This window comes from Myxococcus sp. MH1 (assembly GCF_059738865.1).
The window spans coordinates 4,862,763-4,888,599 of record NZ_AP026947.1 but is presented as its reverse complement, the minus strand read 5'-3'; the positions used below and the strand labels follow the sequence as shown (position 1 = coordinate 4,888,599).

At 69.9% G+C, this 25,837-nt stretch carries 19 protein-coding genes; 11 read left to right on the top strand and 8 right to left on the bottom strand.

From position 1 onward, the window contains the following. Nucleotides 1–149: 149 nt before the first annotated feature. Genes AC6JA9_RS19435 through xdhB form a run of 3 tightly spaced genes read left to right on the top strand, consistent with a single transcriptional unit; the run spans nt 150 to nt 5,788 of the window. Nucleotides 150–1,034, top strand: coding sequence for a LysR family transcriptional regulator (locus tag AC6JA9_RS19435; RefSeq protein ID WP_141329041.1), 885 nt, complete (start codon nt 150–152; stop codon nt 1,032–1,034). A gap of 48 nt (nt 1,035–1,082) precedes the next feature. Further along, the gene (gene xdhC, locus AC6JA9_RS19430) at nt 1,083–1,970 is read left to right on the top strand and encodes a xanthine dehydrogenase accessory protein XdhC (protein WP_497960394.1); all 888 of its coding nucleotides are present in this window, start codon (nt 1,083–1,085) and stop codon (nt 1,968–1,970) included. Nucleotides 1,971–1,975: 5 nt separating this feature from the next. After that, nucleotides 1,976–5,788: a xanthine dehydrogenase molybdopterin binding subunit gene (gene xdhB / locus AC6JA9_RS19425; RefSeq protein ID WP_408890607.1), complete on the top strand. Its 3,813-nt coding sequence runs from the start codon at nt 1,976–1,978 to the stop codon at nt 5,786–5,788. A gap of 63 nt (nt 5,789–5,851) precedes the next feature. Here xdhB and AC6JA9_RS19420 read toward each other — a convergent pair whose 3' ends face one another. The 4 genes from AC6JA9_RS19420 to AC6JA9_RS19405 form a co-directional block, all read right to left on the bottom strand. Continuing rightward, nucleotides 5,852–7,516 (bottom strand): hypothetical protein, encoded by a 1,665-nt coding sequence (locus AC6JA9_RS19420; RefSeq protein ID WP_267696446.1) that lies wholly within the window; start codon nt 7,514–7,516, stop codon nt 5,852–5,854. 347 nt (nt 7,517–7,863) lie between these two features. Further along, nucleotides 7,864–8,835 carry an alpha/beta hydrolase family protein gene (locus tag AC6JA9_RS19415; RefSeq protein ID WP_497960393.1) on the bottom strand — a complete coding sequence of 324 codons (972 nt, stop codon included), beginning with the start codon at nt 8,833–8,835 and terminating at the stop codon, nt 7,864–7,866. Beyond that, on the bottom strand, nt 8,832–9,653 hold the full coding sequence (locus AC6JA9_RS19410; RefSeq protein WP_223784336.1) for a serine aminopeptidase domain-containing protein: 822 nt from the start codon (nt 9,651–9,653) through the stop codon (nt 8,832–8,834). Before AC6JA9_RS19410 ends, AC6JA9_RS19415 begins: the two co-directional genes overlap by 4 nt. Nucleotides 9,654–9,807: 154 nt before the next feature. Next, nucleotides 9,808–10,824, bottom strand: coding sequence for an AraC family transcriptional regulator (locus tag AC6JA9_RS19405; protein ID WP_223751080.1), 1,017 nt, complete (start codon nt 10,822–10,824; stop codon nt 9,808–9,810). 118 nt (nt 10,825–10,942) lie between these two features. Here AC6JA9_RS19405 and AC6JA9_RS19400 point away from each other — a divergent pair, with 118 nt between their 5' ends. After that, nucleotides 10,943–11,743, top strand: coding sequence for a class I SAM-dependent methyltransferase (locus AC6JA9_RS19400; RefSeq protein ID WP_497960391.1), 801 nt, complete (start codon nt 10,943–10,945; stop codon nt 11,741–11,743). A 2-nt stretch (nt 11,744–11,745) separates the two neighbouring features. On the opposite strand, the gene AC6JA9_RS19395 is transcribed toward AC6JA9_RS19400, so the two are convergent. Beyond that, nucleotides 11,746–12,552 carry a tetratricopeptide repeat protein gene (locus AC6JA9_RS19395; protein ID WP_497960389.1) on the bottom strand — a complete coding sequence of 269 codons (807 nt, stop codon included), beginning with the start codon at nt 12,550–12,552 and terminating at the stop codon, nt 11,746–11,748. Between the two features lie 147 nt (nt 12,553–12,699). Here AC6JA9_RS19395 and AC6JA9_RS19390 point away from each other — a divergent pair, with 147 nt between their 5' ends. The 6 genes from AC6JA9_RS19390 to AC6JA9_RS19365 all read left to right on the top strand — a co-directional run bounded on the left by AC6JA9_RS19390 (nt 12,700) and on the right by AC6JA9_RS19365 (nt 22,028). After that, nucleotides 12,700–13,074, top strand: a complete 375-nt coding sequence (locus AC6JA9_RS19390; protein WP_267696449.1) for a hypothetical protein — start codon at nt 12,700–12,702, stop codon at nt 13,072–13,074. 43 nt (nt 13,075–13,117) lie between these two features. After that, complete coding sequence (locus AC6JA9_RS19385; protein ID WP_223784333.1) at nt 13,118–13,906, top strand: DUF4336 domain-containing protein; 789 nt, start codon at nt 13,118–13,120, stop codon at nt 13,904–13,906. A 141-nt stretch (nt 13,907–14,047) separates the two neighbouring features. Further along, entirely contained in the window at nt 14,048–14,284 is a 237-nt protein-coding gene (locus AC6JA9_RS19380; protein ID WP_223784332.1) for a hypothetical protein, read from the top strand. A gap of 230 nt (nt 14,285–14,514) precedes the next feature. Continuing rightward, nucleotides 14,515–15,789, top strand: coding sequence for an endonuclease/exonuclease/phosphatase family protein (locus tag AC6JA9_RS19375; RefSeq protein ID WP_497960388.1), 1,275 nt, complete (start codon nt 14,515–14,517; stop codon nt 15,787–15,789). A 169-nt stretch (nt 15,790–15,958) separates the two neighbouring features. Further along, a complete protein-coding gene (locus AC6JA9_RS19370) occupies nt 15,959–18,937 on the top strand; it encodes a Vps62-related protein (RefSeq protein WP_497960386.1) in 2,979 nt (992 codons plus the stop codon). 85 nt (nt 18,938–19,022) lie between these two features. After that, nucleotides 19,023–22,028, top strand: coding sequence for a Vps62-related protein (locus tag AC6JA9_RS19365; RefSeq protein WP_497960385.1), 3,006 nt, complete (start codon nt 19,023–19,025; stop codon nt 22,026–22,028). Nucleotides 22,029–22,041: 13 nt separating this feature from the next. On the opposite strand, the gene AC6JA9_RS19360 is transcribed toward AC6JA9_RS19365, so the two are convergent. Together AC6JA9_RS19360 and AC6JA9_RS19355 are read right to left on the bottom strand one after the other, a co-directional pair. Further along, nucleotides 22,042–22,938: a type VI secretion system accessory protein TagJ gene (locus tag AC6JA9_RS19360; RefSeq protein WP_223751071.1), complete on the bottom strand. Its 897-nt coding sequence runs from the start codon at nt 22,936–22,938 to the stop codon at nt 22,042–22,044. 73 nt (nt 22,939–23,011) lie between these two features. Next, nucleotides 23,012–23,629, bottom strand: coding sequence for a hypothetical protein (locus AC6JA9_RS19355; protein WP_223751070.1), 618 nt, complete (start codon nt 23,627–23,629; stop codon nt 23,012–23,014). Between the two features lie 175 nt (nt 23,630–23,804). On the opposite strand from AC6JA9_RS19355, the gene AC6JA9_RS19350 reads away from it, so the two are divergent. Continuing rightward, entirely contained in the window at nt 23,805–24,701 is an 897-nt protein-coding gene (locus AC6JA9_RS19350) for an RluA family pseudouridine synthase (RefSeq protein WP_426746602.1), read from the top strand. A 56-nt stretch (nt 24,702–24,757) separates the two neighbouring features. On the opposite strand, the gene AC6JA9_RS19345 is transcribed toward AC6JA9_RS19350, so the two are convergent. Continuing rightward, entirely contained in the window at nt 24,758–25,795 is a 1,038-nt protein-coding gene (locus AC6JA9_RS19345) for a hypothetical protein (RefSeq protein WP_267696457.1), read from the bottom strand. Between the last annotated feature and the right edge of the window lie 42 nt (nt 25,796–25,837).

The window sequence follows — 25,837 nt, the reverse complement described above, 5'->3', positions numbered from 1 at the left end:
GGAGGCCCTCGTGCCGAAGAGGCGAGGTGGGCCCGTGCGCGTCGACCGTGAGGTGTTGGCGGGCAAGGTAATTTCGGGCGGGCTCGCGGACCATCACGCTAGAGTTCGGAACACATCGGACATGGATGTCCGGAATCGGAGCGCGGTGGATGGACAGTCTCGGCTCACTGCAGGCCTTCGTTCAGGCGGCGGAGGCGCGCAGCTTCACCGTGGCGGGACGACAGCTCGGGGTGTCGTCGTCGGCCATCGGCAAGGCGGTGTCGCGGCTGGAGGAGCGGCTCTCCGTCAGGCTCTTCCACCGCTCGACACGCACCATCACCCTGACGCCGGAGGGCTCGCTCTTCCTGGAGCGCTGCCGGCGCATCTTCTGTGAAATCGAGGCCGCGGAGCTGGAGCTCGCGCGCACGCAGGAGGCTCCGCGCGGCAAGCTGCGCATCAGCATGCCCCTGGTGGGCATGTTGATGATGCCGACCCTGAGCGCGTTCATGCGCGCATATCCGGACATCGAGCTGGACCTGGACTTCTCGGACCGGCTCGTCGACGTCATCGACGAGGGCTTCGATGGCGTGGTGCGCGGCGGAAGCATCAGCGACTCGCGGCTGATGGCGCGGGTGCTGGGGACGTTCCGGCTGGTCCTCGTCGCCTCGCCGGACTATCTCGCGCGCCGGGGCACACCCCGCAGGCCCGAGGACCTGAAGCAGCACGCGTGTCTGCACCACCGCTTCGCCACCACCGGCAAGCTGGAGCGCTGGCCGTTCCGCAAGGGGCGCAAGAAGGAAGTCGAGCTGCCCACCACGGTGGTGGCGAGCACCATCGAGCCGCTCATCCACCTGGCAGAGCAGGGCCTGGGCATCACCTGCCTGCCGGACTTCGCCCTGCGCCGGCAGTTCGCGCAGGGCACCCTGGTGAAGGTGCTCGACAGCCACCTCCACCACCAGGGCACGTTCCGGGTGCTGTGGCCCTCCAGCCGCTACCTGTCCCCCAAGCTGCGGGTGTTCGTGGACTTCATGGCGGCGCACCTGTTCGAGACCTGAGACTTCCGGGCCCGCCCGCCCGCCGGGCCGCCATCCATTCCACACAGGATGCACGCAGACCCATCCCCACCGGACACAGGGTGTGGCAGAGTCTGGGGGACCATGTGGGATTGGGTCCGCCAGTTGGGCGAGTGGGCGCGCGAGGGTGCGCCCTTCGCCGTGGCCACCGTAACAATGTGTCAGGGAAGCACCCCCGCCGAGCCCGGCGCGAAGCTGCTGGTGCGCGGGGACGGCGTGTTCCACGGCACCGTGGGCGGCGGACACCTGGAGCAGCTGGTGCTCGCCGACGCGCGCGGGTGCCTGGAGCGCGGCGAGTCCCGCACGTACCGCTACCCGCTGGGCGCGAAGCTCGGCCAGTGTTGTGGAGGCGTGGTGGACGTCTTCGTGGAGCCCGTCAACCACGGGCCTCGGCTGTACCTGTTCGGCGCCGGCCACGTGGGCCAGGCGGTGTGTCGCATCCTGGAGGGCACCCCCTTCCGGGTGCACCTGGTGGACGAGCGCCCCGAGTGGCTCCAGGGCGAGCGCATCCCCGCGTCCGTGACGCGCCACGACGAGCCGTGGGAGGACTTCTTCGCCCGCGCCACGTGGGACGCCCGTCGCACCTATGTCGCGGTGATGACGCACCGACATGACCTGGACCAGGACATCGTCGCCGCCGCGCTGGAGAAGCCCGCGCGCTACCTGGGTCTCATCGGCAGCAAGACCAAGTGGGCGCGGTTCCGGCAGCGTCTGGAGGCGCGCGGCGTGCCCGCGAGCCTCTTGAGCCGGGTGCAGTGCCCCATGGGGTTGGAGCTGGGCGGCAAGTCGCCCCAGGAGGTCGCGGTGAGCATCGCCGCGGGCCTGCTCCAGCTCCACCACCAGCCTTTCGTCGAAACCCGCCCCGAGCCGTCCGTCTCGGAGCCGCCCCGCCTGCGCGGGGTTTCGTCTGGAGAATGAGCACCATGTTCGAGTTCCGGCTCAACGGGAGCGTCGTCCGCGTCGACGACGTGTCCCCCAACACCACGCTGCTCGACTTCCTGCGCGCCAAGGGCGCCACGGGGACGAAGCAGGGCTGCGCCGAGGGTGACTGCGGTGCGTGCACGGTGGCCATGGTGGACCGCGACGCGCAGGGCCACCGCAACCTGCGCGCGTTCAACGCCTGCATCACCCTGGTCCCCATGGTGGCCGGCCGTGAAATCGTCACGGTGGAGGGCGTGGGCTCGAGGGAGAAGCCCCACCCCGTGCAGCAGGCCATGGTGAAGCACTACGGCTCGCAATGTGGCTTCTGCACGCCGGGCTTCGTCGTGTCGATGGCGGAGGCGTACTCGCGTCCGGCCGTCTGTAGCCCGGAGGCGGTGGCGGACCAGCTGTGTGGGAACATCTGCCGCTGTACCGGTTACCGCCCCATCCGCGACGCGATGATGGACGCGCTCGCCGCGCGCGACGCCGCGGTGGGGTTGAGCGCGATTCCCGGCACGCCGCTCGGTGGTCCCGCGGCGGCCCTGTCGTCCGTGAGCTACGAGGCGAAGGGACAGAAGTTCCTGCGGCCCACGTCGTGGGAGGAGCTGCTCGCGCTGAAGGCCGCGCACCCGGAGGCGATGCTCGTCGCGGGCGCCACCGAGCTGGGCGTGGACATCACCAAGAAGTCCAGGCGCTACCCCTTCCTCATCTCCACCGAGGCGGTGGAGGGCCTGCGCGACGTCCGTCGGGAAGCGGATGGATGGCACGTGGGCGGAGCGGCGACGCTCGTCGACCTGGAGGACGCGCTCGGCACGGCGCTGCCCGAGGTGACGAAGATGCTCAACGTCTTCGCCTCGCGGCAGATCCGCCAGCGGGCCACGCTCTCCGGGAATCTGGTGACGGCGTCGCCCATCGGCGACCTGGCGCCCGTGCTGCTCGCGCTGGATGCGCGGCTGGTGCTGGCGTCGGTGCGCGGCAAGCGGACGGTGGCGCTGTCGGAGTTCTTCCTCGCGTACCGCAAGACGGCGCTCCAGGCGGACGAGGTGGTGCGCGCCATCGTCATCCCCCACGGCCCTTCGGCGGACAGCGGGCTGACGCGGCGTTCGGATTCCTTCAAGGTGTCCAAGCGGCGCGAGCTGGACATCAGCATCGTCGCGTCGGGCTTCTGCGTGGACGTGGACTCGGGCGGCGTGGTGCGGTCGGCGCGGCTGGGCTACGGCGGCGTCGCGGCGACTCCGATTCGCGCGCGTCGCACCGAGGAGCTGCTGGTCGGCAAGCCGTGGACGCGGGAGACCGTGGACCAGGTGCTGCCGGTGCTCGGCGCGGAGCTGTCCCCCATCAGCGACTTGCGCGGGAGCGCGGAGTACCGACGCGGGCTCATCGTGAGCCTGTTCGAGAAGTTCTTCACGGGTGAGCGCAGCCCCTCGCTGGACGCGGCGCCGGGCTTCGTCGGAGGTGACGGTGAGGTGCCCACGGACGCCACGCGCGTCCTGCGCCACGAGAGCGCGCTGGGGCATGTCACGGGCGCGGCGAAGTACGTGGACGACGTGGCGCAGTCTCGGCCGATGCTGGAGGTGTGGCCGGTGTGCTCGCCGCATGCGCACGCGCGAATCCTGCGCCGGGACGCGACGGCCGCTCGGGCCCTGCCCGGCGTGGTGACGGTGCTGCTCGCCGAGGACATCCCGGGGATGAACGACACCGGGCCCATCCGCCACGATGAGCCGCTGCTCGCCAGGGACGAGGTGCTGTTCCACGGGCAGATTGTCGCGCTCGTGGTGGGCGAGTCGGTGGACGCATGCCGCGAGGCCGCGCGTCAGGTGGTGGTCGAGTACGAGCCCCTGCCCGCGGTCCTCACGGTGGAGGACGCCATCGCCCAGGGCAGCTACCACACGGAGCCGCACATCATCCGCCGGGGTGACGTGGACGCGGCGCTCGCGGCGAGCCCTCGCAGGCTGTCCGGCACCGTGTCGATTGGCGGCCAGGAGCACTTCTACCTGGAGACGCACGCGGCCTACGCCGAGAAGGGCGACGACGGGGACATCACGGTGGTGTCCTCCACGCAGCACCCGTCCGAGGTGCAGGCGGTGATCTCGCACGTGCTGCACCTGCCGCGCAGCCGCGTGGTGGTGCAGTCGCCGCGCATGGGTGGCGGCTTCGGTGGCAAGGAGACGCAAGGCAACGCGCCCGCGGCGCTGGTGGCGCTGGCGTCGTGGCACACGGGCCGACCGGTGCGATGGATGTTGGACCGGGACGTGGACATGGTGGTGACGGGCAAGCGGCACCCGTTCCATGCCACGTACGAGGTGGGCTTCGACGAGCAGGGCAAGCTGCTGGCGCTGAAGGCCGTGCTGGTATCGAACGGCGGCTGGTCGCTGGACCTGTCCGAGTCGATTACGGACCGCGCCCTCTTCCACCTGGACAACGCCTATTACATCCCGGCCACGAGCTACACGGGGCGGGTGGCGAAGACACACCTGGTCTCCAACACGGCGTTCCGGGGCTTCGGCGGTCCGCAGGGCATGCTGGTGGGCGAGGAGGTCCTCGCGAGGGTGGCGCGCGCGGTGGGTCTGTCCGCGGAGGACGTGCGCGAGCGCAACTTCTACCGGGGCACGGGTGAGACGAACACCACGCACTACGGACAGGAGCTGGAGGACGAGCGGCTGCCGGGGCTGTGGCGTGAGCTGAAGGAGTCCTCGGAGCTGTCGCGTCGGCGCGCGGAGGTGGACGCGTTCAACGCCAGCTCACCGAGCATCAAGCGGGGGCTCGCGATGACGCCGATGAAGTTCGGCATCTCGTTCACCGCGACGTTCCTGAATCAAGCGGGCGCGCTGGTGCACGTGTATCGGGATGGCTCGGTGATGGTGTCGCACGGCGGCACGGAGATGGGCCAGGGCCTGCACACGAAGATTCAAGGCGTGGCCATGCGTGAGCTGGGCGTGCCCGCGGATGCCATCCGGCTGGCGAAGACGGTGACGGACAAGGTGCCCAACACGTCCGCGACGGCGGCGTCGAGCGGCTCGGACTTGAACGGCGCGGCGGTGCGCGAGGCGTGCGTGAGCCTCCGCGAGCGGCTGGCGCCGGTGGCGGCGAAGCTCCTGTCGGAGAAGCACGGGCGCGGGGTGGCGCCGGAGTCGCTGGTGTTCGAGGGCGGCCGCGTGGGCGTGAAGGGCGCGCCCGAGGTGTCGGCGGCGTTCGCGGCCGTGGTGGACGCGGCGTATCTGGCGCGCGTGGGCCTGTCGGTGACGGGGTACTACCGGACGCCGGGCATCGGCTACGACAAGGCGAAGGGCAAGGGAAAGCCGTTCCTCTACTTCGCGTATGGCGCGGCGGTGACGGAGGTGGAGGTGGACGGCCTCACGGGCATGAAGCGCGTGCTCCGGGTGGACGTGCTCGAGGACGTGGGCGACTCGCTCAACCCGGGCGTGGACCGGGGACAGATTGAGGGCGGCTTCGTGCAGGGCCTGGGGTGGCTCACGGGCGAGGACCTGCGGTGGGACGCGAAGGGCCGGCTGCTCACGCACTCGGCCAGCACGTACCCGGTGCCGGCGTTCAGCGACGCGCCCGTGGACTTCCGGGTGAAGCTGCTGGAGCGGGCGACGCAGCACAACACCATCCACGGCAGCAAGGCCGTGGGCGAGCCGCCGCTGATGCTCGCGCTGTCGGTGCGCGAGGCTTTGCGCGACGCCGTGGGCGCGTTCGGCCAGCCAGGGGGTGACGTGGAGCTCGCCGCCCCCGCGACGCACGAGGCCCTGTTCCTGGCCATCCAGAAGCGCCTGTCTCGAGGCAAGGCGGAGGACGGACGCGCCGCCGCATGATGGGCAGCTGAAGACAATGTCCAACCTGGAGCGGCCACAGCAGAGCGTCGAGCGAACGAGGGCTCAGCTCCGGGTCGGCGGCACGTCCGCCGGAGCCGTGCGCACCGACTCCTGAATGACCCGCGCGAGCGCCTCCAGGTCCACCGGCGCTGAGGGCGGCTGCTGCGCGAGCGCATCCTTCAGACACTCCGTCATCACCTGCCCGAACTCCGGCCGCGCGAAGAGCCCTGGACGGCTGTCCGCGGCGGACTGGAGTGCCTGCTCGACGACAGCGCGCACCCGGGCCTCGTCCGCCTCGTTGAGCCCTGGCCGCTGCACCAGCGCGTTCGCGACGATGCGCTCCAGGTCCTCGGGCCCCACGCCGTTCATCAACGACACGTTGAGCACCGGTACGGGCTCCGTCCCCGGGTTCACCCACGCGGTGGACACGTAGTGTGCGTGGAGCCGCCGCACCACCTGGTCGTGCTCGACCAGCTTCACGATGGACGACACCTGCGACTCGTCCATCCCCAGCGCCTGCGCCAGGGCGGCACGACGTGCGTCATCCGGGGCCGCGTCCAGGGCCACCACCGTGCCCCACAGGTCGATGGCCCCGCGCACCAGCAGCCGGTCCGCGAGTGACTTCGCTCGCGCGCTGCCCACCCACTGGAGCAGCAGCGCCTGGTCCTGCCAGTCCACCAGTCGCTGGAGGCTGTGATTGGTCGAGAAGAACAGCCGCGCCGTGGGCACATAGGCCAGCCCATGCGTCGACTCGATGCCCTCCTCCGCGAGCCGGGCCACGTCGTCCCGGGTGAGCCCGGCGATCTCCTCCAGGTCCGCCACGCCCGCGGGGTTTCGCACCGCGATGCCGAACAGCGATGCGGCCTTGGCCACGACGAACTCGAGCACCTGGTCCCCGAGCGCCGCCACCGTGGCTCCCAAGAGCACCGCCCGGTCGAACCACTGCACCAGCGGCGCCTCGGAGCCCGCCTTGGGCGTCAGGAACATGGCCGCCACCACGGTCGCGCACAGCGAGAGCAACATCGAGCGGGTCGCCCACGAGTACATCCGCGCGTTGAAGTCCTGGCTCGCCAGCCGCACGACGATGCGCCCGAAGTGGATGGCGAACGACACCGTCGCGGCGGACGCGGCGGCCACTGCCACCAGCGGCACCATCGTGTACCCGTCCGCTGTCGGCTTCGGGAGCGGGAAGCAGATGAGGTAGGTGAGCCCCAGCGTCAGCGTGGTGACCAGCCCATAGATTTGAGCGTGGAGCCCCACCTTGCCCAGCGCGGCCCGGAAGAGCAGCCGCTCGTAGCTCCACGACTTCTGGACGCTCAAGAGGATGCGCTGGTCCGTCGGACTGTAGTTGCCAGGAGGATGCGCCAATTCGAACCGGGTCCGCGTCAGCCGCGAGCGCGCCGAGAGCAACGACGTATAGGTCAAACCGAACGGCAACAGGATGAGGAACACCGGCAGCCGCCACCCACCCGGGACGTCCGGAGCCGTGGCCGCGGCGTGCTGGCCCGCCACGGCGACGATGGCGAGCGCGAGGACGACCAGCGCCACGTCCACGACACCCGCCACGTGCTGCGTCCAGCCGCGACGGACCACCCCAGGCTTCTTCGGGGCGGCGCGCTTCGGAGCCCGCCGCTCCGCGCGCCACCGCGACCACCAGCCGCGCAGCCCTCCCGGAGCAGGAGGGGACGTCGGCTCCGCGCGCGCCTCGAGCAGCTCGTTGTCTTTCATTGCATGTCCCCCGTTCACCCTTGCGGCGCATCCCGCCAGGGCGAAGCCAGAGCATGGCGCAGGGGCCACCCCTCGCTCAAATCGACGTCCCTCTCGGCGTCGCCGAGGCGGACAGAAGCGTCCACCTCCAGCCAGACGCGGAGCAGACTACGCGAGGCAGAGCCACCGGCTGTTGGTGTACCGACAATAGGTCTCGAAGGACCACTCGTCAGCGGCGTCCATCACCTTGAAGTAATAGGAGACCTCTCGCCTTCCACTCCTTGCACAGTGAAAGAACCACCGCGCGAGGGTCACGGACCGCTCATCCGCGGGTCACCTGTCCGACGTCAGGAAATGGCCTGACAATCTCAGCCAGCCACCCGCTCCAGCCCCGGACGCGCGGCGTCAACACCCTCGGGCATCGCGGTGGACTCGGGGAAGCTCGCGCTCGCCCAGCGGGCCAGCTCCGCCACGCACGCCTCGATGGCGCCCCCCGTCGTGAAGATGTGATTGGTGCCCCGCAGTCGGACGCGCGACAGGTTCGGATGCGGCAGGTCCGCCAGCGCCGAGCGGTGGATGCGGTCGAAGAAAACGTCGCGCAGCTTGCCCTCCGCCGTCATCACCAACACCGGCTGCCCGCGCCGCACCACGCGCTGCCACGCTCGCACCAACGGCACGTTCGCCACCGCCGGCAACGCATCCCAGTCCATCAACAGGTCCAACAACTTCTGACGCGGGAACGGCACGTACTTGAACAGCCGCGCGTACTCGTTCTCGCGCGTGAGCATCCGCATCCATCCCCAGTACGAGAACAGCTTCGACGTCACCCGCTTGAGCCGCCCCGGAGCCGCCTCCGTCACGTCCCCCTCCCCCACCGCGCTCGCCTCCTGCTCGGACAGGTAGAACTCCGGCTCGAACATGAACAGCCCCGGCACGCCCTCGGGCTCCTGGTCCGCCAGGTAGAGCGCCGTCGTCGCCGCCCCACACAGCCCCCCCATCAACAGGCCGCGCAAGCCGAACCGACGCTGCAATTCCTCTCGCACCGCGCTCGCCACCTCCACGAAGCCGCCCTGACACACGTGCTGGTACAGCTCCGCCGTCGTCTCCGGCAGCTCCCCCGCCGAGTCCCCCAACCCCGGCAGGTCGACGCGGAAGCACGCGAAGCCCTTCGACGCGAGCCGGTCCGCCGCGAGCACCGACAGCCCGCCATGCCCCGAGCGCGGCACATGCCCCGGATTCAGGAACAGCACCCCCACCGAGCGCCGAGTCCCCGGAGCGGGCGGATGGTACGTCCCCCAGAGCCGATGCCCCTTCACGTCCAACTGCACCAGCGCCCTCATGACCGCACCTCCGCGCGCGCCCCGCCGCCCGCGATGAAGCCCATGCCATCCGCGTACAGCTCCGTCAGCTCCGGCAGCAGCCGGTTGCTCGTGGTCCAGAAGAACGGCCGCGGCGCACGCACCGAGCCGCTCCGCCCCGGCGCGACGAACCGCTCCGCCGGCCTGCCATCCAGGTGCACCACCCGCCAGGGCCGCGCCTCGTGCGCCTCCGGCAATGCCAGCTCATAGCCCTCCGCGCTGCGCCACAGCGCCCGCGACCAGGGCAGCCCCTCCACCTCCACCACCTGCCCCGCCTCCATCCGCGCCACGTAGTCCTCACGCGAGCGCGCCTGTCCCCCCGTCCCCTCCAGGTTGTCCGCCGCCACCTTGCGCCGCAGCACCTCCATCAGGTGCGCCCGCCCCGACTCCGGCGGCTCCCACATCAACAACCCATTCACCGCGTCCGTCCGGAACACCCGCGCCGCAAGCAGCGCCCCCAGCCGCAAGCCATGCACGAACACCGGCACCCCGGGGCTCGCCGCGCGCAGGTGCTCCAGGCCCGTGCGCACGTCCTCCTCCCAGCGCGGGAAGGTCATCTCATCGAAGCGGCCCGTGCTCTCCCCCGAGCCCCGGTAGTCCAATCGCAGCACCTCCACGCCCCGCTCCGCCAGGTAGCGGGCCCACCGCACCCACACCACGTAGCCATGCGCGCGCTCCAATCCCAACGGCCCCGCGAGCAACACCGCCGCGCGACGCTCCGCCCGGGCCCGATGGTGGACGTAATAGAGCGAGTCCTCCCCCTGGGTCAGGAACCCAGGTGACTCAGTCAAAGCCGGCATGTGAGTGGAGAGTCCCCCGCTGCGATATCCCCGGATGCTAGGAACGCGCCGCCAAGCGAGTCAAACGGTCCTTGTCCGCTCGGCCGCTCAAGCATTCCCAGACATGTCGCGCGCAGTCCCGGCGGACCCGTTGACACGCCGTAACACGTGTAAATCAGGAAGAAGAGGAGTCCTGTTGCTCGCGGCGGAAGCGCTCGGGGCTCTGGCCCCACCAGCGCTTGAAGGCGCGGTGGAAGGCGGCGGGCTCGGCGTAGCCCAGCAGGAAGGAGACCTCCGCGATGGACATGCGACGTCGCAGGTAGATGCCGGACAGCTCACGTCGCAGGGTGTCGACGATGCCCGCGTACGAGTGGCCCTCCTCGGCCAGACGACGCTGGAGGGTGCGCGGAGGCACGCGCAGCGCCCGGGCCACGGCCTGGAAGGACGCGTCCCCACCCGAGAGGGCCTGCCGCACCTGCTCGCGCACGCGGTCCGCCGTGGTGCTCAGCGCCGGGAGCTTCTCCAGGGCGCGCTGGGCCAGCCGCTCGAACATGGCGTGCAGCAGCGTGTCCGCGTGGACGAAGGGGCGGCTGGCGTCCTCGTGGGAGAACTCGATGTCGCTGAAGGGCGCGTCGAACTCCAGCGGCGCCTGGAACAGGGCCTGGTGCTCGGACACGTCCTGGGGCGCCGGGTGGGCGAAGCGCACGCGCAGCGGGTGCACGTCCTCGCCGGTGAAGGCGCGCACGCCGGTGACGAACTGGCTCAGCGCGGCCTCCACCAGGTGCCGGTGCGCGGGCCGCCACGCGCCCACGGGCGTGAAGCGCATGCGCACGCCGCGCGCGGTGTCCTCCATCCGGAAGCGCTCGCCGTCGCCCCACACGCGCTGGTAGCGGACGCCGCGCTCCATCGAGTCGCGCAGCGTGGCGCTGGTGAGCACCACGAAGGTGGCAGGGTCGTCCAGGTCCACCATGTCCACGCGGGCGAGGTGCAGCCCCAGGTTGGCGTCGCCGGACAGGGACTCCATCTCTTCCAGCAGGTCGTCGAGGACCGCGTAGGGGACGCGCAGCTCCGGGTCGTCCAGGTCCTCCAGGCTCAGGCCCACCGCGCGCCGCAGCAGCGTCTCCACGGGCAGCCCCATCCGACTCGCGATGCGCAGGGCCTGGCGCGCCAGTCGGGCGGAGAGTGACGGCACGCCACTGGAGGACGGCTTCGGCACACGGCGGACGGTAGTCGCCGGCTGGCGCGCGCGGCAAGCCGTTCTGGCGCGGGCTGTCACTGCGGCCGGGCGCTCGGGACGGCACCCTTGGCGCATGAACGACACCGTCACCGCTCGCGCCTGCGTGCCCCGGCTGCACCTCTTCGAGTTCATCGACCAGGACTGGTTCCCCCACGCCCTGAGGGACCTGGCGACCGACTACCTGCACACCGTCAGCTCGCGCCTGGGCCTCTTCGACGGCGCCACGGAGGTGCTCGCGCGAGGCTTGAAGGCCTCTGGGAGCGACGCGCTCTTGGATCTGGGCTCGGGGGGACGCGGACCGCTGCCCCGGCTCAAGCGCCTGCTGGCGGAGAAGCACGGCGTGGAAGCGCGCGTGCTCCTGTCGGACAAGTATCCCAACGCGGAGGCCGCCGAGCGGGCGCGCGGCGAGGGCGTCACCTACCTGGAGCGCTCGGTGGACGCGCTCCAGGTGCCCTCGGACCTGCGCGGCATGCGGACGCTGTTCAACGCGCTCCACCACTTCCGTCCCGAAGAAGCCCGGCAGGTGCTCGCGGACGCGCAAGCGAAGGGGGTCCCCATCGCAGCGTTCGAGACGGTGCGCCGCACGCCGGTCGGGGTGCTGTCCATGCTGCTGGTGCCGGTGCTGGTGCTGCTCTTCACCCCGCTGGTGCGGCCCATGACGCCGCTGCGCCTGCTGCTCACGTACGGGGTGCCGGTGGCGCCGCTGCTCATCTTCTGGGACGGGCTGGTGTCCGCGCTGCGGGTGCACCATCCGCGTGAGCTCGCCGCGATGACCGAGTCCCTCGCGAAGGAGGGCTACACCTGGGAGGTCGGCGAGGTGAAGGCGCCGGGCAAGGCGGCCATCTCCTACGTGCTGGGGATGCCCTCGAAGTGAGCTCAGCGGATCTGCAGCAGGATCGCCAGGACGATGATGCCATTGAGGCCCAGGCCCACGGAGAAGTAGCCACCGCTGGCCATGGAGACGCCCGCGGCCATGTTGATGTGGCCGATGTCCTCCCAGGCGACCTTGGCCCCGGCCTCGCCGCCGACGTTCAGCGCGCTGCCCCCGGCCACCGAGCGGGCCCCCATCATCAACCGCGCGTAGGGGATGAGCCAGGGCGACACGTAGTGCTGGTAACCACCGAAGCCGTTGAGCTCGAACAGGTCGGGAGGGCCCAGCACGGTGTTGAACCCGAAGCCCAGGCGCCGGTGGTGGAAGGCCATGGGCTGCAGGTTGAAGGACAGCTCCGTCGCGGCGCCCGCCTCGGTCGTCACGCGCAGGGCGAAGACCACCTCCGTGGCCGGCTTGTTCAGCGCGAGGGCCTCGTGTCGGAAGTCCGACGCGAGCTGGAGGTCCCTGGGGCCGCCACGGGCCTCGTGCACCTCCGCCAGCGCGATGGCGGCGGACTCCTGGCCCGTGTCGTAGACCTTGCGCAGCGGACGCTCGGCGCCGTTGTAGTCACCGGCCTCCTTGCGCAGCTCGCCCTCCGTCATGCACGCGGACAGGTCGCCTTCCTCACACGCCTTGGCGAAGGCCTCCGTGGCGCGATAGCGGTCGCCCTCGCGCAGGAGCTTCCGCCCCCACTCCGCGCAGGGCAGCAACGCCCCCGGCTCGCACGAGGGAGGCGCCGCAGGGGTCGTCGGTGTCGTCGCACACGCCGTCACCCCGAAGAGACACATCACCAGCAGTCGCCACCGCGTCATTGTCCGGAACATAACGAATATTCCGATGGCGCGGTATGGCCTCCGAGCGCGTGGGGGGCTGTCGATTTCCTGCAACGGTGTCTCGCGGCCTGTCTCCTCTCGACAAGAGGGGGCGCTGCCGCCCCCGTGACTTCTCGGGAGGACGACATGAAGGCGACGGCGAAGTACCTGGTGCTTCTCTCCATGCTGGTGGTGGGCTGTGGGAGTGACTCGAAGGGGGACGATGGGAAGGAGGACGGCGGCAACACGTCCTTCCCGGAGACCGTCGAGTGTGGGGACACGCGCTGCAAGCGCGCCACGGAGTACTGCGGCACCATCGTCACCGCGACGACGAGCCACGTGTGTCTGAAGAAGGAGGCAAGCTGCCACAGCTGCGAGTGCGTGAACCTGGACGCGGACCTCATCTCGCAGACGGGGCGCCGGGACTGCGCCGACAGGCCCGACGTCAACGTGTACTTCACCTGCGCGTATTACGACGACGTGGACTTCATCAAGACCTCGTGCACGGTGCGCTCGCGCTGAGCACCTTCGACGGCCCTGGCCCCGGACGGTAGGCTTCGCGGCCATGAGCGCTGGGAGCCGCGAGCACGCCGACGAACAGGATGAGTGGTCCCACGGCCTCCGGCCCTATGTGCCGCTGTGCACGCTCAAGCCGGTGGCGGAGGGGCTCTGGTGCGTGGACGGACCCGTCATCGAGATGAAGGTGGGGCCCATCACCCTGCCCTTCCCCACGCGCATGGTCATCATCCGCCTGCGCTCGGGGGGACTGTGGCTGTGGTCCCCCATCGCGCCCACGCCCGAGCTGTTCGCGGAGGTCGACGCGCTCGGCCCCGTCGAGCACCTGGTCTCACCCAACCGGCTGCACTACGTCTCCATCGCCGCGTGGAAGGCGCGCTACCCCGCCGCGACGGCCTGGGCGTCTCCGGGAGTGCGTGAGCGCGCGCGCTCGCAGAAGCTCGAGGCGCCGTTCGACGCGGACCTCGCCGACGGCGCGCCGGGGGTCTGGGCGGGGGACCTGGACCAGCTCATCTTCCGAGGCAGCCGCTTCATCGAAGAGGTCGTGTTCTTCCATCGGGACTCGTCGACCTTGCTCGTCGCGGACATGGTCATCGCGCTGGAGCACGAGCGCGTCCAGCCGCGCTTCCGCTGGATGCTCACGCTCGGCGGGGCGATGTGGCCGGGACAGACGCCCAGGGAGGTCCAGCTCACGGCCTGGGGACGCAAGGCCGCCGCGCGCGCCTGCTACCAGCGGATGCTCGCGTGGAGGCCCCAGCGCGTCGTCGTGGGACATGGGCGCAGCTATCTCGACGATGCCCTGCCCCGGTTGGAGCGCGCCTTCGCCTGGGTGCGTTGAGCCGTCGCCCGGACGCCGCACACCTGCCCCGCGGTACGAGGCGACCGAAGATATCGGACAAGCGCCGTCTCCTCAGGGGTCGACCCGCCGTCGCCGTGGGACAACGACGGTCCGGGTCGAGCCCAGGCCGTGGGGGGACACATGAGAACGATGCTCGTGGCGCTGTTCGTCGGAGTCTGCTGTGGGGCCGGAGCCGCCGTGGCGGCCGAGGACGCGCCTCCGCGGGTCGAGGTGGAGCAGATGGAGCGGCTCGCGGCCGCGTGCTGCGATGACTGCGACGGGACCTTCGGCACCTGCTGGGACGCCTGCGAGGGCGAGGCCGATTGCCAGGCGGTGTGCACGTCGCGCCTGCGCTCGTGTCGCCGCACCTGCTGCTGAGGACCTGTCCCCGGTCCCCTGCCCCGAGTCCCGGGAAGGAAGGTGGTGCCCTCCTGCCCGCCTGCTCTCCGTCCCGGCGAGGAAGACAACCCCGCGTTTCGGGGGGGCTTGCCCCTGGCCAGTCGGAGGATCCGCACCGAACTTGAGGGGCACTCAGGAGGATTGGTGGATACCGTCGCTCGCCAGCTCGACTCGCTGCCCCGCGCCCCGCGCGCATCCCGGGAGGCCGTATGAAGGTGCCCGAGGTCCTGGAGCACCTGCCCGGCGTGGGCCCCCTGCTCGGCCGGATGGCCACCCCGATTGATGAGCCGCATCCGCGGAGGGACTCGACGCTCGTCCTGCCGACGCTCGATGCCCTCAAGCTGCCCGCCACGGAGCGCCAGCTCGGCGACGGGCGCGCCATCATCGTCCGTCACCCCGAGCCCCGCCCCGCCACGGGCCCGGGGCTCACGGTGATGACGTACAACATCCTGCTCGGGGGCCAGCGCCGCGCCGCGCTGCTGGCGTACTTCGACGAGCTGGAGGCCGAGGGCCGCATGCCCGACGTCATCGGCCTGCAGGAGGCCAACGTCCCCATCTCCGTGCTGCTGGCGGCGCGCTACGGCTTCCACCTGGCGTACCACGGCAGCGACGGGCTCCACGGCACTCGGCTGGTCAACGGCAAGGCCTTCCTCGCCCGGCATCCGCTCGCGGACGCGGCCCACTTCACCTACGTCATCTCCGACGCCGAGCGCGCCGCCGCCATCCAGCGACGAGGCGGGGACCCGTGCGAGATTCCCGAGGACCGGGGCGCGCTCATGGTCCGGCTGGAGGTCGCGGGGCTGCCCGTCGTTCTCTACAACGTGCACCACACGCTGGGGGACTCCGGCATCAACGCGCACAACATGCGCCAGCTGAACCTGCTGGTGCGTCACCGGGAGGCCCCGCACGCGGTGGCGCTGGGTGACTTCAACGCCAACACCGCCATCAAGACGGGCGGCTCCTGGCTGATGGCGCACCTGAGGACGTACGACGACACGGACACGGTGGAGGAGTACGCCGTGCGCTACGGCGAGCCGAACACGAGCGTGGGCGACAAGGGCGTGGGCAACATCTCGGACCCGCGCCTGCGGCACGAGCTGCACATGTTGGAGCAGGGGCTGCCGGAGACGATTGCCCACGCGGCCGTGACGCGGGTGCGCCTGCCCGGCGGAGCGATGATGACGCCGAAGCAGGCCTGCGCGGAGCTGCGCTCGGGCAAGGTGCAGCGCGGCAGCGAGCACTGGCTGCGATTGCAGGACATCGCGGACAGCGCGACGCTCACGTCCCTGCCGGACGAGTCCGGCGTGGTGCCGGCCACGGGCAAGCGCTTCGACAACTTCTACGCGAGCCCGGAGCTGGAGCCTGTCCTCTTCGAGGTGGACCGGAGCACGGAGTCCTCGGACCACCAGCCCGTCGTGGCGCACTACACGCCACGCCCGGCGAAGGGCCAGAACGGGAAGCCGGCACCCACGAAGGCGACGTGAGGGTTTCGGGACGGCGGATTCGAACCTCGGGGTTCGAGTCCGCCCTCACCGTCACTCATCATCAAGGACACCGCGGCCCGAAAATTCAGGAAGTCCCCAACGAAAATAACAACCCAGGCCCCCATCCCGTCTCCTGCTCGCGGAATTCACGCTGGGAGAGGTCAAAGCAATGGGTCGGATTGGCAGGAAGCTGCTGGGGTGCCTCACAACACTCGCGATGGGCTGTCAGGGTGAAGTCCTGGAAGAAGGGGCGGAGCTCAGCTTCGCCTCCCTCCAGCGGGAGCTCGCCTCCCCCAGGGAGGAGTCATGTCTGGACATCCAGCAGGCCCGGCCCTCGGCTCCGGATGGGGAGTACACGCTGTATGTGCTGGGGGACCCGGCCTGGCCATGGCGCGTCTACTGCCACGGGATGACAGGAGTACCCAAGGAGTACCTGCCCCTCCAGGAGCGCACCCTCTTCTCCAACTTCTCCCAATACACCGCGGGCGTCGCCTCACCGGGCACCACCGTGCGCAGCCGGTACTCCAGGCTCCGCATCAATCCCTACACCCTGGAGGTGGACACCTCCGACACGACCTTCGCGACCAGCACCGGTGAGCTTGCTCACGCCGGCCTGCCCGTCACCTCCATGCCCTTCGCCACGGCGATGTCCTGCGATTGGGCTGACTCCGGCCGGGCCAACATCGACCTGCGAGGCACGCCGTTCCGGGTCGCCCCAGAGGCGTTCGTCGTCACCGGCTGGGGACAGGTCGGCTCCCAGGTCTACAGCTTCGCCGACCAGGTCGTCTCGCTGAAGGGCGGCGGTTACTGCGGCTCGAACGCCCCGCTCAACGCCGACGGGCTCACCGGCGGGAAGCTGCCCCTGTTCTACACCCTGGCCGACAGCCCCTGGACGCCCGTCGCCCGCGTCTATCCCGTGGACGGCTCGGAGGCCACCGCGAAGCCGCTGCAGCCCGGCTACTACCTCACCCAGGACCTGAACCTGGGCCCCCAGGGCCTCGGCGCCGTCCATGTCCCACGAGGCTGGAGCGTCGTGCTCCATGCCGGCCCGGGCTTCACCGGCACCAGGCACTTCCTCGGCGGCGACGCCGAAATCGTCGGCAACCCATGGTACCGCCAGGCCCGCGGCATCGAGGTGAAGGCCGAGGTCACGCTCCACGCCGGCCACGGCTATCAAGGCGCCCGTCAGACGCTGCGCGCCGGCCGCTACGATCTGTCGCAGCTCACCATCGGCAACGACGCCCTGCGCTCAATCGAGGTGCCGGAGGGCTTCCAGGTCACCCTCTACTGGCATGGCGGCTTCCAGGGCGGTCGGCTCATCCTCACCGAGAACACCGACCTCGCGGGCCACGAGTTCGACGCGCAGACCTCCAGCATCATCGTCGAGTCCACCACCGCCCGGCACAACAACATCATCCACGGCCGCTGGCTCTCCTCGGGAGGACAGGACAAGGGCAGCACTCGCAACCGCGCCTTCACCGTCGACTACACGGGCCGCCCCGATGTCGTGAGCTTCGAGCTGGAGGCCGGCGTCGACCCCTACCTCTACCTCCTGGATGCCAACGGGCAGGTGCTCCTGGAGGGCGGGGAGACGCTGGGAGACGGCCGCGCGCGCCTCGCGTACTTCCTGAGCCCGGGCACGTACAAGCTGGTGGCCGCCACCGCCCAGGCGGGGCGGACGGCGGACTTCACGGTCCGCTCGGACAAGGCGCGCCTGAGCTATCCCCAGAAGCTCTGGGTGAGGACGGTGAACACCTTCACGTGGGCCTACGACGACAGCGGCACGGGCTCCCATGACGATGTCTCCGTCTGGCGTCCCGACCTCAGCCAGCACCCCGGCTACTACTCGCTGGGCGACATCGCCATGCCCGGCCATGGACAGGCACCGCGGATGACGTTCGCGGTCTCCGGCGAGGGAGACCTGCTCGCCAAGCCGCTCTATTACAACCGGATCTGGGAGGACGGCGGCACGGGAGGCAACCACGATGCCGCCTTCTGGCAACCCGTGCCTCCCCCTGGCTACACCTGTCTGGGTTCCGTCGTGGAGCTGGGCTACAACGCGCCTCCCACGGACCGCATCCGCTGCGTCAAGGATGAGTACGTGCTGCCCGCGGGCGCCAGCTGGGTCTGGAACGACAAGGGCTCCGGCAAGGCGAGTGGAGACATCGCGCTGTGGCAGGCGGACCCCAGGGACCACCGCACGCTGGCGACGTCCACCTTCGTCGGCCAGGGGAACTACGACGGTCCGGATGGCTCGCGGTTCTGGGCCCTCAACAACAGCGCGCTCGCCAACCCGGAGCTGCAGGGCGGCTTCGTCGACGACCTCACGGTGCTCCGCTACGCCCCGCGCATCCGGCTCCACCCGAACGAGACGTACTTTCCCGCCGGGATGAATGACTTCGTGCCGAACATGGTGGACGACGGCACGCGGCTGAGGACCCGTGACGCGCTCGCCTGCCCCGAGTGCACGAACCTGCCGTTCCTACAGGGCAAGCGCCCGGACCAGCACAGCGTCCCCGTCTACGCGCAGATCATCCCGCGCACCCAGGCGGGCCTGCCTACCAACACCACGGACGTCGTCTATTGGCTGTTCTATCCCTACAACCGTGGCAAGCCCATCTGCACACAGTGGCATCACCTCCTTCGTACCTGCATGCAATACACGACCTTCGACAACCACGTGGGGGATTGGGAGCACCTCACCCTGCGGTTCGTCGACGGCCGACCGACCCAGCTGGCCATGAGCCAGCGCGCGGGACGTCCGCCCACCCACTTCGCCAGCAAGGACCTGGCGCTGGTGGACCTCCACCCCGAGGTCTACGCGGCCCAGGGCTCCCATGGCCTGTATCCAGCCCCTGGCCGATACACCTACGCCCAGGCCAACTTCAGCGAGTACTACCACGATGACACGGGGCCAGGCCTCGCCTGGGATGGCTGGAGCAACGCCGTCATCTTCCCCTGGCAGCCGGCGGGGACGTACACCACGCCCGGGCTGGAGCGGTTCAACCTCACCGTGGACTGGGGCAATGACAAGGCCGGCTGCGGCAACCCGAACCTGATCTACGTGAGCGACTGCATCCTCAACCCGGGCCCCAAGGCCCCCATGGCCCGACCGTTCACCCAGCCGGGCAACCTGTCGATGCAATAGTCGCCGGAAATAACACGCGCTCCACCCCGCCGTCCTTTCGTCGAAGGAGACATCACTCCTTGGATGAAAGGACGGTCTTGCAAGAATGCCTCGGCGTCTTGGATGGAAGCGGTGGAGCGCCCTCGTCGTGCTCTGTATCGGTTGTCAGCCGGTGTCACCCGACGAGGTGACCCCGGAGGAGCCAGGGCCCGGAGAGCTGGACGCGCTGCAGGTGGTGGAGCAGCCGCTGGGGCCCGTGAGGGAGAAGTCCTGTCAGGAGATTCGCGCGGCCCGTCCCACCGCGGGAGATGGCGAGTACGCCCTGCACTTCATGGGAGACCCCGCGCGGCCGTGGATGGCCTGGTGCCATGACATGGCGGGGACGCCGCGTGAGTACCTCACGCCGCGTGAGAAGGGACAGCTCGCCAACTTCGCCCAGTACACCGCGGGAGGCGCGACCCCTGGCACCACGGTTCGCACCGTCTACTCGAGGCTGCGCATCAATCCGCACACCCTGCACGTGGACACGACGGACACGACCTTCGCGACCTCCACCGGACAGGTCTTCCATGGTGGCCAGCCCGTCACCTCCATGCCGTTCGCCAACGCGATGTCCTGCGATTGGGCGGACTCGGGCCGGGCCAACATCGACCTCCGGGGCACCGCGTTCAAGGTGGCCACCGAGGCCTTCGCGGTGAAGGGCTACGCCCAGCACGGCGCGAGCGTCTACTCCTGGGGAGACCAGGTCGTCGCGCTGCGAGGCGGTGGCTACTGCGGCTGGATCGGCCCCGCGGACTCCAACGGGTTCGACGGCGGAAGCCTCCCCCTGTTCTACGCTGGCGCCGCGACGGCGTGGACGCCCACGGTCGGCGTCTACCCCGCGAGCACGTCCACCGCCCTGCCCCAGACGCTCCAGCCCGGGTTCTACGACGCCGCCGAGCTGTCGGTGGGCGAGGACGCCATCCACTCGGTGCGCGTGCCGCGAGGCTGGCTGCTCACGCTCTATCCGGACCGGGCCTTCAAGGGCACACCGGCCACCCTCACGTCGGACACGGACCTGACGGGCCAGGCGATCGACTTGAAGGCGTCGAGCCTCAAGGTGGAGGCGCCGGTCATCCTCTACACGGGCAATGGCTTCCAGGGAGCGCAGCAGACGCTGCTCGCGGGCCGCTACGACCTGAGCCAGTTGACCCTCGGCAACGACACGCTGCGCTCCATCCGCGTGCCCGAGGGCTACCGCGTCACCCTGTTCTGGCACGGCGGCTTCCAGGGCGAACGGCTCGTGCTCACCCAGGACACGGACCTCGCCGGACAGCCGTTCCAGGCGCAGACGTCCAGCATCATCGTCGAGTCCACCACCGAGCGGAATGACCACAACACCCTGCACGGACGCTGGACGCCGTCCGGCGGCCAGTTCCCGAGCAGCCTCGACAACCGCCAGTTCATCGTCGACTACACCGGAGCGCCGGACGTCGTGACGTTCGAGCTGGAGGCCAACGTCGGCCCCTATCTCTACCTGCTGGACACCAGCAACCGGGTGCTCGCGGAGGTCAACAACCGGGACGGGGGCCCTGTCGCGCGCATCTCGTATTACCTCAACCCCGGCACGTACAAGCTGGTCGCCGCGACGACGCTGGTGGGACGCGCGGGGGAGTTCACGCTCCGCTCCGACAAGGCGCGCCTGCGAGCCCCGCTCCGGCTCTGGGTCCAGGCGACCAGTGGGTTCGATTGGATCTACGACGACTTCGGGACCCACGCGGACAACGACGTCTCCGTCTGGCGTCCCAACCTCAGCCAGCTGCCCGGCTACTACTCCCTGGGCGATGTCGCCATGCCGGACCACAACCCGGCGCCGAGGATGACCTTCGTGGTCAAGGGCGAGGGGGACGTGCTGGCGCGTCCGGTCGACTACACGTTCGTCTGGAATGACCGTGGCACGGGCGGCAGCCACGACGTCGGCTTCTGGCACCCCGTGGCGCCCCCGGGCTACACGTGTCTGGGTTCAGTGGCCCAGCTGGGTTACGACAAGCCTTCCACCGACCTCATCCGCTGCGTCCGCTCGGAGTATGTCCTTCCGGGCACCTCGAGCTGGATCTGGAACGACCAGGGCTCGGGGGGACACAATGACGGCTCCGTCTTCCAGACGGGCGGCGTGGACCATCGCGCGCTGACGGTCCCCGTCATGGTGGGCCAGGGAGGCTACGGCGGCGCGGACGCCTCGCGCTTCTGGGCGCTCAACAAGAGCATGCTCGCCAATCCGGAGCTGCAAGGCGGGCTGGTCGACGAGCTGGCCGCGTTCCAGTACGCGCCGCGCATCTACCTCCACCCGGGGGAGTACTACATGCCCTCCTCGGTGGAGTTCTTCCTCGCGAACGTGCACGACACCGGGACCCACCTGAAGACGAACCAGTCGCTCGGGTGCCCGTCGTGTACGGACCCCGCGTTCCTCGACGGTCAGCGGCCGGACCAGACGCACGTGCCCGTCTACATCCAGAAGGTCCGCCGCACGTCGCTGGAGATGCCCACGAACGTCACCGACCTCATCTACTGGACGTTCTACCCGTACAACGCGGGCAAGGAGGTCTGCATCGGCTACGACACCGGAGGCGGCTGTCTGGGCGTGGGCAAGTCCACCTTCGGCAACCACGTGGGGGACTGGGAGCACCTCACCGTGCGGTTCATCGACGGGCGGCCCGCGTATGTCTACATGAGCCAGCACTCGCACGGCGGGCTCTTCGAGTTCGGGCACAAGGACATGGCGCTGTCGGGCTTCCGTCCCACGGCCTACGCGGCGCAGGGCTCCCACGCGCTCTACGCAACCCCGGGCAAGCACACGTACGAGTACCTCCCCAACAACGGCACGCTGGATGACATGACGGGCCATGGCGTGAGCTGGAACGCGTGGGACCGGCCGGTCATCTTCCACTGGCAGCCGATGGGGACTTTCACCGGCTCGCTGGCGTGGCTCAACATCACGTCGGACTGGGGCAATGACAAGGCGGGCTGCGACAACATCGTCTCGGAGCGCTCCGGCGAGTGCATCCTCAACGGAGGCCCCACCGCTCCGCTGAAGAAGGGCTTCGCGCACCCGAGCGCCATGACAATGGAGTAGCCAGCGCGCCGGCTCACCCGAAGAGCTTCGACCAGAAGGACTTCTTCTCCTTCGGCCGAGGCTCTTCGGCCGTGGGCCGGCGCCCCGCGTCGAAGTCGATGCGCGCCACCTGGAGGAGCCCCACCAGGCCGAGGCCGCCGTCCTCGTGCGCGAGGTTGAAGTCCCGCTGGCCGAACGCCACGGCATAACCGTGGGGCTCGTGCTCCCAGAGGGTCATCTCTCCCAGGCGCACGGCGGCGTTGCCGTGCAGACCGGAGCCCGGATAGCGCGAGGGCACGCGGGTCTCGAACTGCTGCCCCGTGAGCGTCTGGAAGACGGCGGGGACCCACACGGCATCCATGGAGCTGCGCGGCCGCTCGAACTGGATGGAGGCGAGCTCGTTGTAGGGGATGTCCAGCACGGTGCCGGCCTGGAAGCATGGCAGGTGCGGTCCGGTCAGGTCATCTGAGTCGATCATATCGGTGAAGCGGACGCGGGCGCCGTTGGTGCGTGTCAGCGTTCCAGGGACCTTGGGTGCGGCGCCCGCGATGTCCTTCAGGACGCGGGCCGCGTCGGAGAAGTCGCCCTTCGCGTGGGAGACGGCGGCCTGGAGGTAGGCGCGGGAGAACGGCTGCGGCGCCTGCAGCGCGCCTCGCTCGTTGGCCAGGGCGGGGTCCTTCCTGCGCAGGGAGTGCAGGCGCTCCAGGTTGGCGCAGTGGCCCAGGAACGTCGCTCCATCGGAGATGCCAGGGTCCAGCTTCACCAGGGCGTCGAGGGCGCGCAGGGCTCCGTCGAAGTCCTCCAGGCGCACTCGCACGTTGAACGCCATCAGCCACCGGTCCGCGGATGGCGCGGAGGACAGCTCCGCGTCGATCAACTGGAGTGCCGCCTGGAAGTCACCCTTCGCGAGGTGTTGCTCGATCTGCGCCATGGCTCATGTCCCCCGTTCGCCGCGCGGCGACCATAGCGTGCGCGTCGAGGACGTGGGAATGCGGGAGCCGGACTCAGACGCTCATCGAGCGCATGCCCTCCGAGGGCTTCATCATGGGAAGGTCCGAGGCGGGCATGGACTGCATGCCGCTCGCGGGCTGCGTGCGGCCCATCATCTTCTCCATCTCCTGGTTCGGCGGAGCGTCCTCGAAGGTGGACATCTCGTGGGTCATCGCCTGCTGCTTGCCGTACGGCGGCGTCTGCCCGGCGCGCTCGGCCGCGTCGTTCGCCTTCTTCTTGGCCTCCTCGGCGCGGCGCGTGGCCTCGGTCGTCTTGGCGGAGGCGGCCTGGAGCTGCTTCTTCGCGTCGGTCAGCGTCGCCTCGGCGACCTTCTCCGCGGCCTGGGCTTCCTTCAGGGCCTGCCTCGACAGCTCCTGCTGCTCGGGCGTCTGTCCCGGCGCCTTCGCCTTCTTCTCCGCCTCCTCACGCGCGCGGGAGGCCTCCGCTTCGGCCTTCTGGGCGGCCTCCGCCTGGCGACGGGCCTGCTTCTCCGCCTCCTTCGCCGCGTTCGCCGCGCGAACCTCCGCCTCGGCCCGCTTGCGTGCTTCGTCCGCGCGCTGCGCGTCATCCGTCTTCGGGCCCTGCTGCTGCCGCACCGACGAGCGATTCTCCACCTTGCTCAGCATGTTCACGGGTCACTTCCTTCCGAGCGCAATGAGGGACAGACACCCCTTCTTCGCCAGAAGCGCCCACATGGTTACAGCGGGGATTTCCCGCGGATTTTCGGGCCACGTCCGGCCCCTCGCCCACCCGGCTCCCTGGGACGAGCGGCTCCCGCCTCGGGCTCGCGCGGTATAGGGTGCCCGGGTGCTGCTCAACGATGGCTATGTGTACCGCGAGAAGCTCGGGCGTCAGCCCGGCCGCAGCGCGCTCGCCCACCTCACGAACAAGTACCGGCACTCGACGGAGGAGGAGTGGCGCAGGCGCTTCGCGCGCGGTGAGGTGCGCCTCGATGACCGCGTCGCGGATGGCTCGGAGCCGCTGAAGGCGGGGCAGTGGCTGTGCTGGCACCGCCCGCCCTGGGAGGAGCCGGACGCGCCGCGGTCGTTCGACCTGGTGCACGAGGACGCGGAGCTGGTCATCGTGGTGAAGCCGAGCGGACTGCCGACGCTGCCCTCGGGCGGGTTCCTCAAGAACACCCTGCTCTCCCGCGTCCAGGAGCGCTGGCCCGAGGCGGTCCCCATGCACCGGCTGGGACGCGCGACGTCGGGCCTGGTGCTCTTCACCCGGACGCGCGACGCCGCGGTGCGCCTGTCGAGCGACTGGCGCGAGGGCCGCGTGAACAAGCGCTATCGCGCGCTCGCGCAAGGCCTCGCCGTCGAGGAGACCTACGACATCCGCGCGCCCATCGGGCTGGTGCCGCACCCCAGACTGGGAGAGGTGCACGGCGCCTGTGCGACGGGGAAGCCCTCACACAGCACGGCGAGGGTGCTGGAGCGACGCGCGGAGGACACGCTCTTCGAGGTCGACATCCACACGGGGCGCTCGGAGCAGATCCGCATCCACCTGGCCTTCATCGGCCACCCGCTCGTGGGAGACCCGCTCTTCGTCGCCGGGGGACTGCCACACGCGGAGCACCCGGGCCTGCCCGGAGACGGCGGCTACCTGCTGCACGCCGAGTCCCTCGCCTTCACGCATCCGGGCTCGGGCGAGCGCCTCCAATTCCAGGCGCCGTTGCCGCCCGCGCTGCGGCTCGGCGGGTGATGCGCGGCTGTCCCGGGACGAGACTCCACCAGGACAGCCGTCGTGACTGCGGACCGCTAGTCGATGGACTTGACCTTGTCGTCCTGGTCGAACGTCACGCGCACCTTGGCGAGCGACGACTTCCAGTAGGTCCAGGTGGTGGAGTTGAAGGACGCCGTCTCGTGCGGAGGCGGCGGGCCCCAGGCCATGCGCACGGCGGCGCGCGACATCCCAATCACCACCTCCGACGCGGAGACCTTCTTGCGGTCCTCCGGCGACAGCTCGGCGAGCTTGCCGGCCTGGTCCTCGGCGGCGAACGAGGCCTGGAACAGCGCCCACGTGTCCGCGCCGGAGCGCGAGTCGTTCTCGAACACGAACTCCTTGCCCGTCTCCACGACCTTGAACTTCACCTTCGAGCTGCCCTTGTCCAGCACCTCCACCTTCGTGTTGAACGGGAGGATGGGGCCCTTGAGGTAGTTCACCCACGACACCGTGTCGTCCTGGAAGTGGAAGTTCGCCGTCGCGTGGAAGAACTTCGGCGCCGGCGCGGGAGCCGGCTCGGCGGCCGGCGCGGGCTCGGGCTCACCGCCGTACGAGACGACCTTGCCGTCCGCGTCGAAGATGACCTCGAAGGTGGAGAACTTCGAGCTCCAGTAGGTCCACTTCGTGCTCTCGAGCGACAGCGTCCGGTGCGGCGGCGGCGGGCCCACCGTCAGCAGCACCGCGTCCCGCGACATGCCCTTGGCGAGCGTGCCCGCCTTGACCTGCTTCTGCTCCTCGGGCGTGAGCGCCGCGATGCGCGCCGCGGGGTCCTTGGCGGAGAAGAAGCCGGGGAACAGCGCCAGCGCCGTCTTGCCCAGGCTCTTGTGCGAGACGAACCGGAACTCGGCGCCGGAGTCGACCACGCGGCAGCGGACCTCGTCGTCATCCCGCTCGAGGACCTGCACCTTCGTGCCCACCGGAAGCGACAGCCCCTTGCCCCGGTAGTTCACCGCGGAGAGCTGGTTCTTGTTGAGCAGGAGGTTGGCCTGGGCGAACACCACCTCGGCGTGAGCGGTCAGGGTGGTCAGCAGTCCCAGCGCGAGCAGGGTGCCGAGCGCGTTCTTTCGATTCATACGGTGGGTGTGCCTCGTCGTGAATGAGGGGCGTGCTTCTAG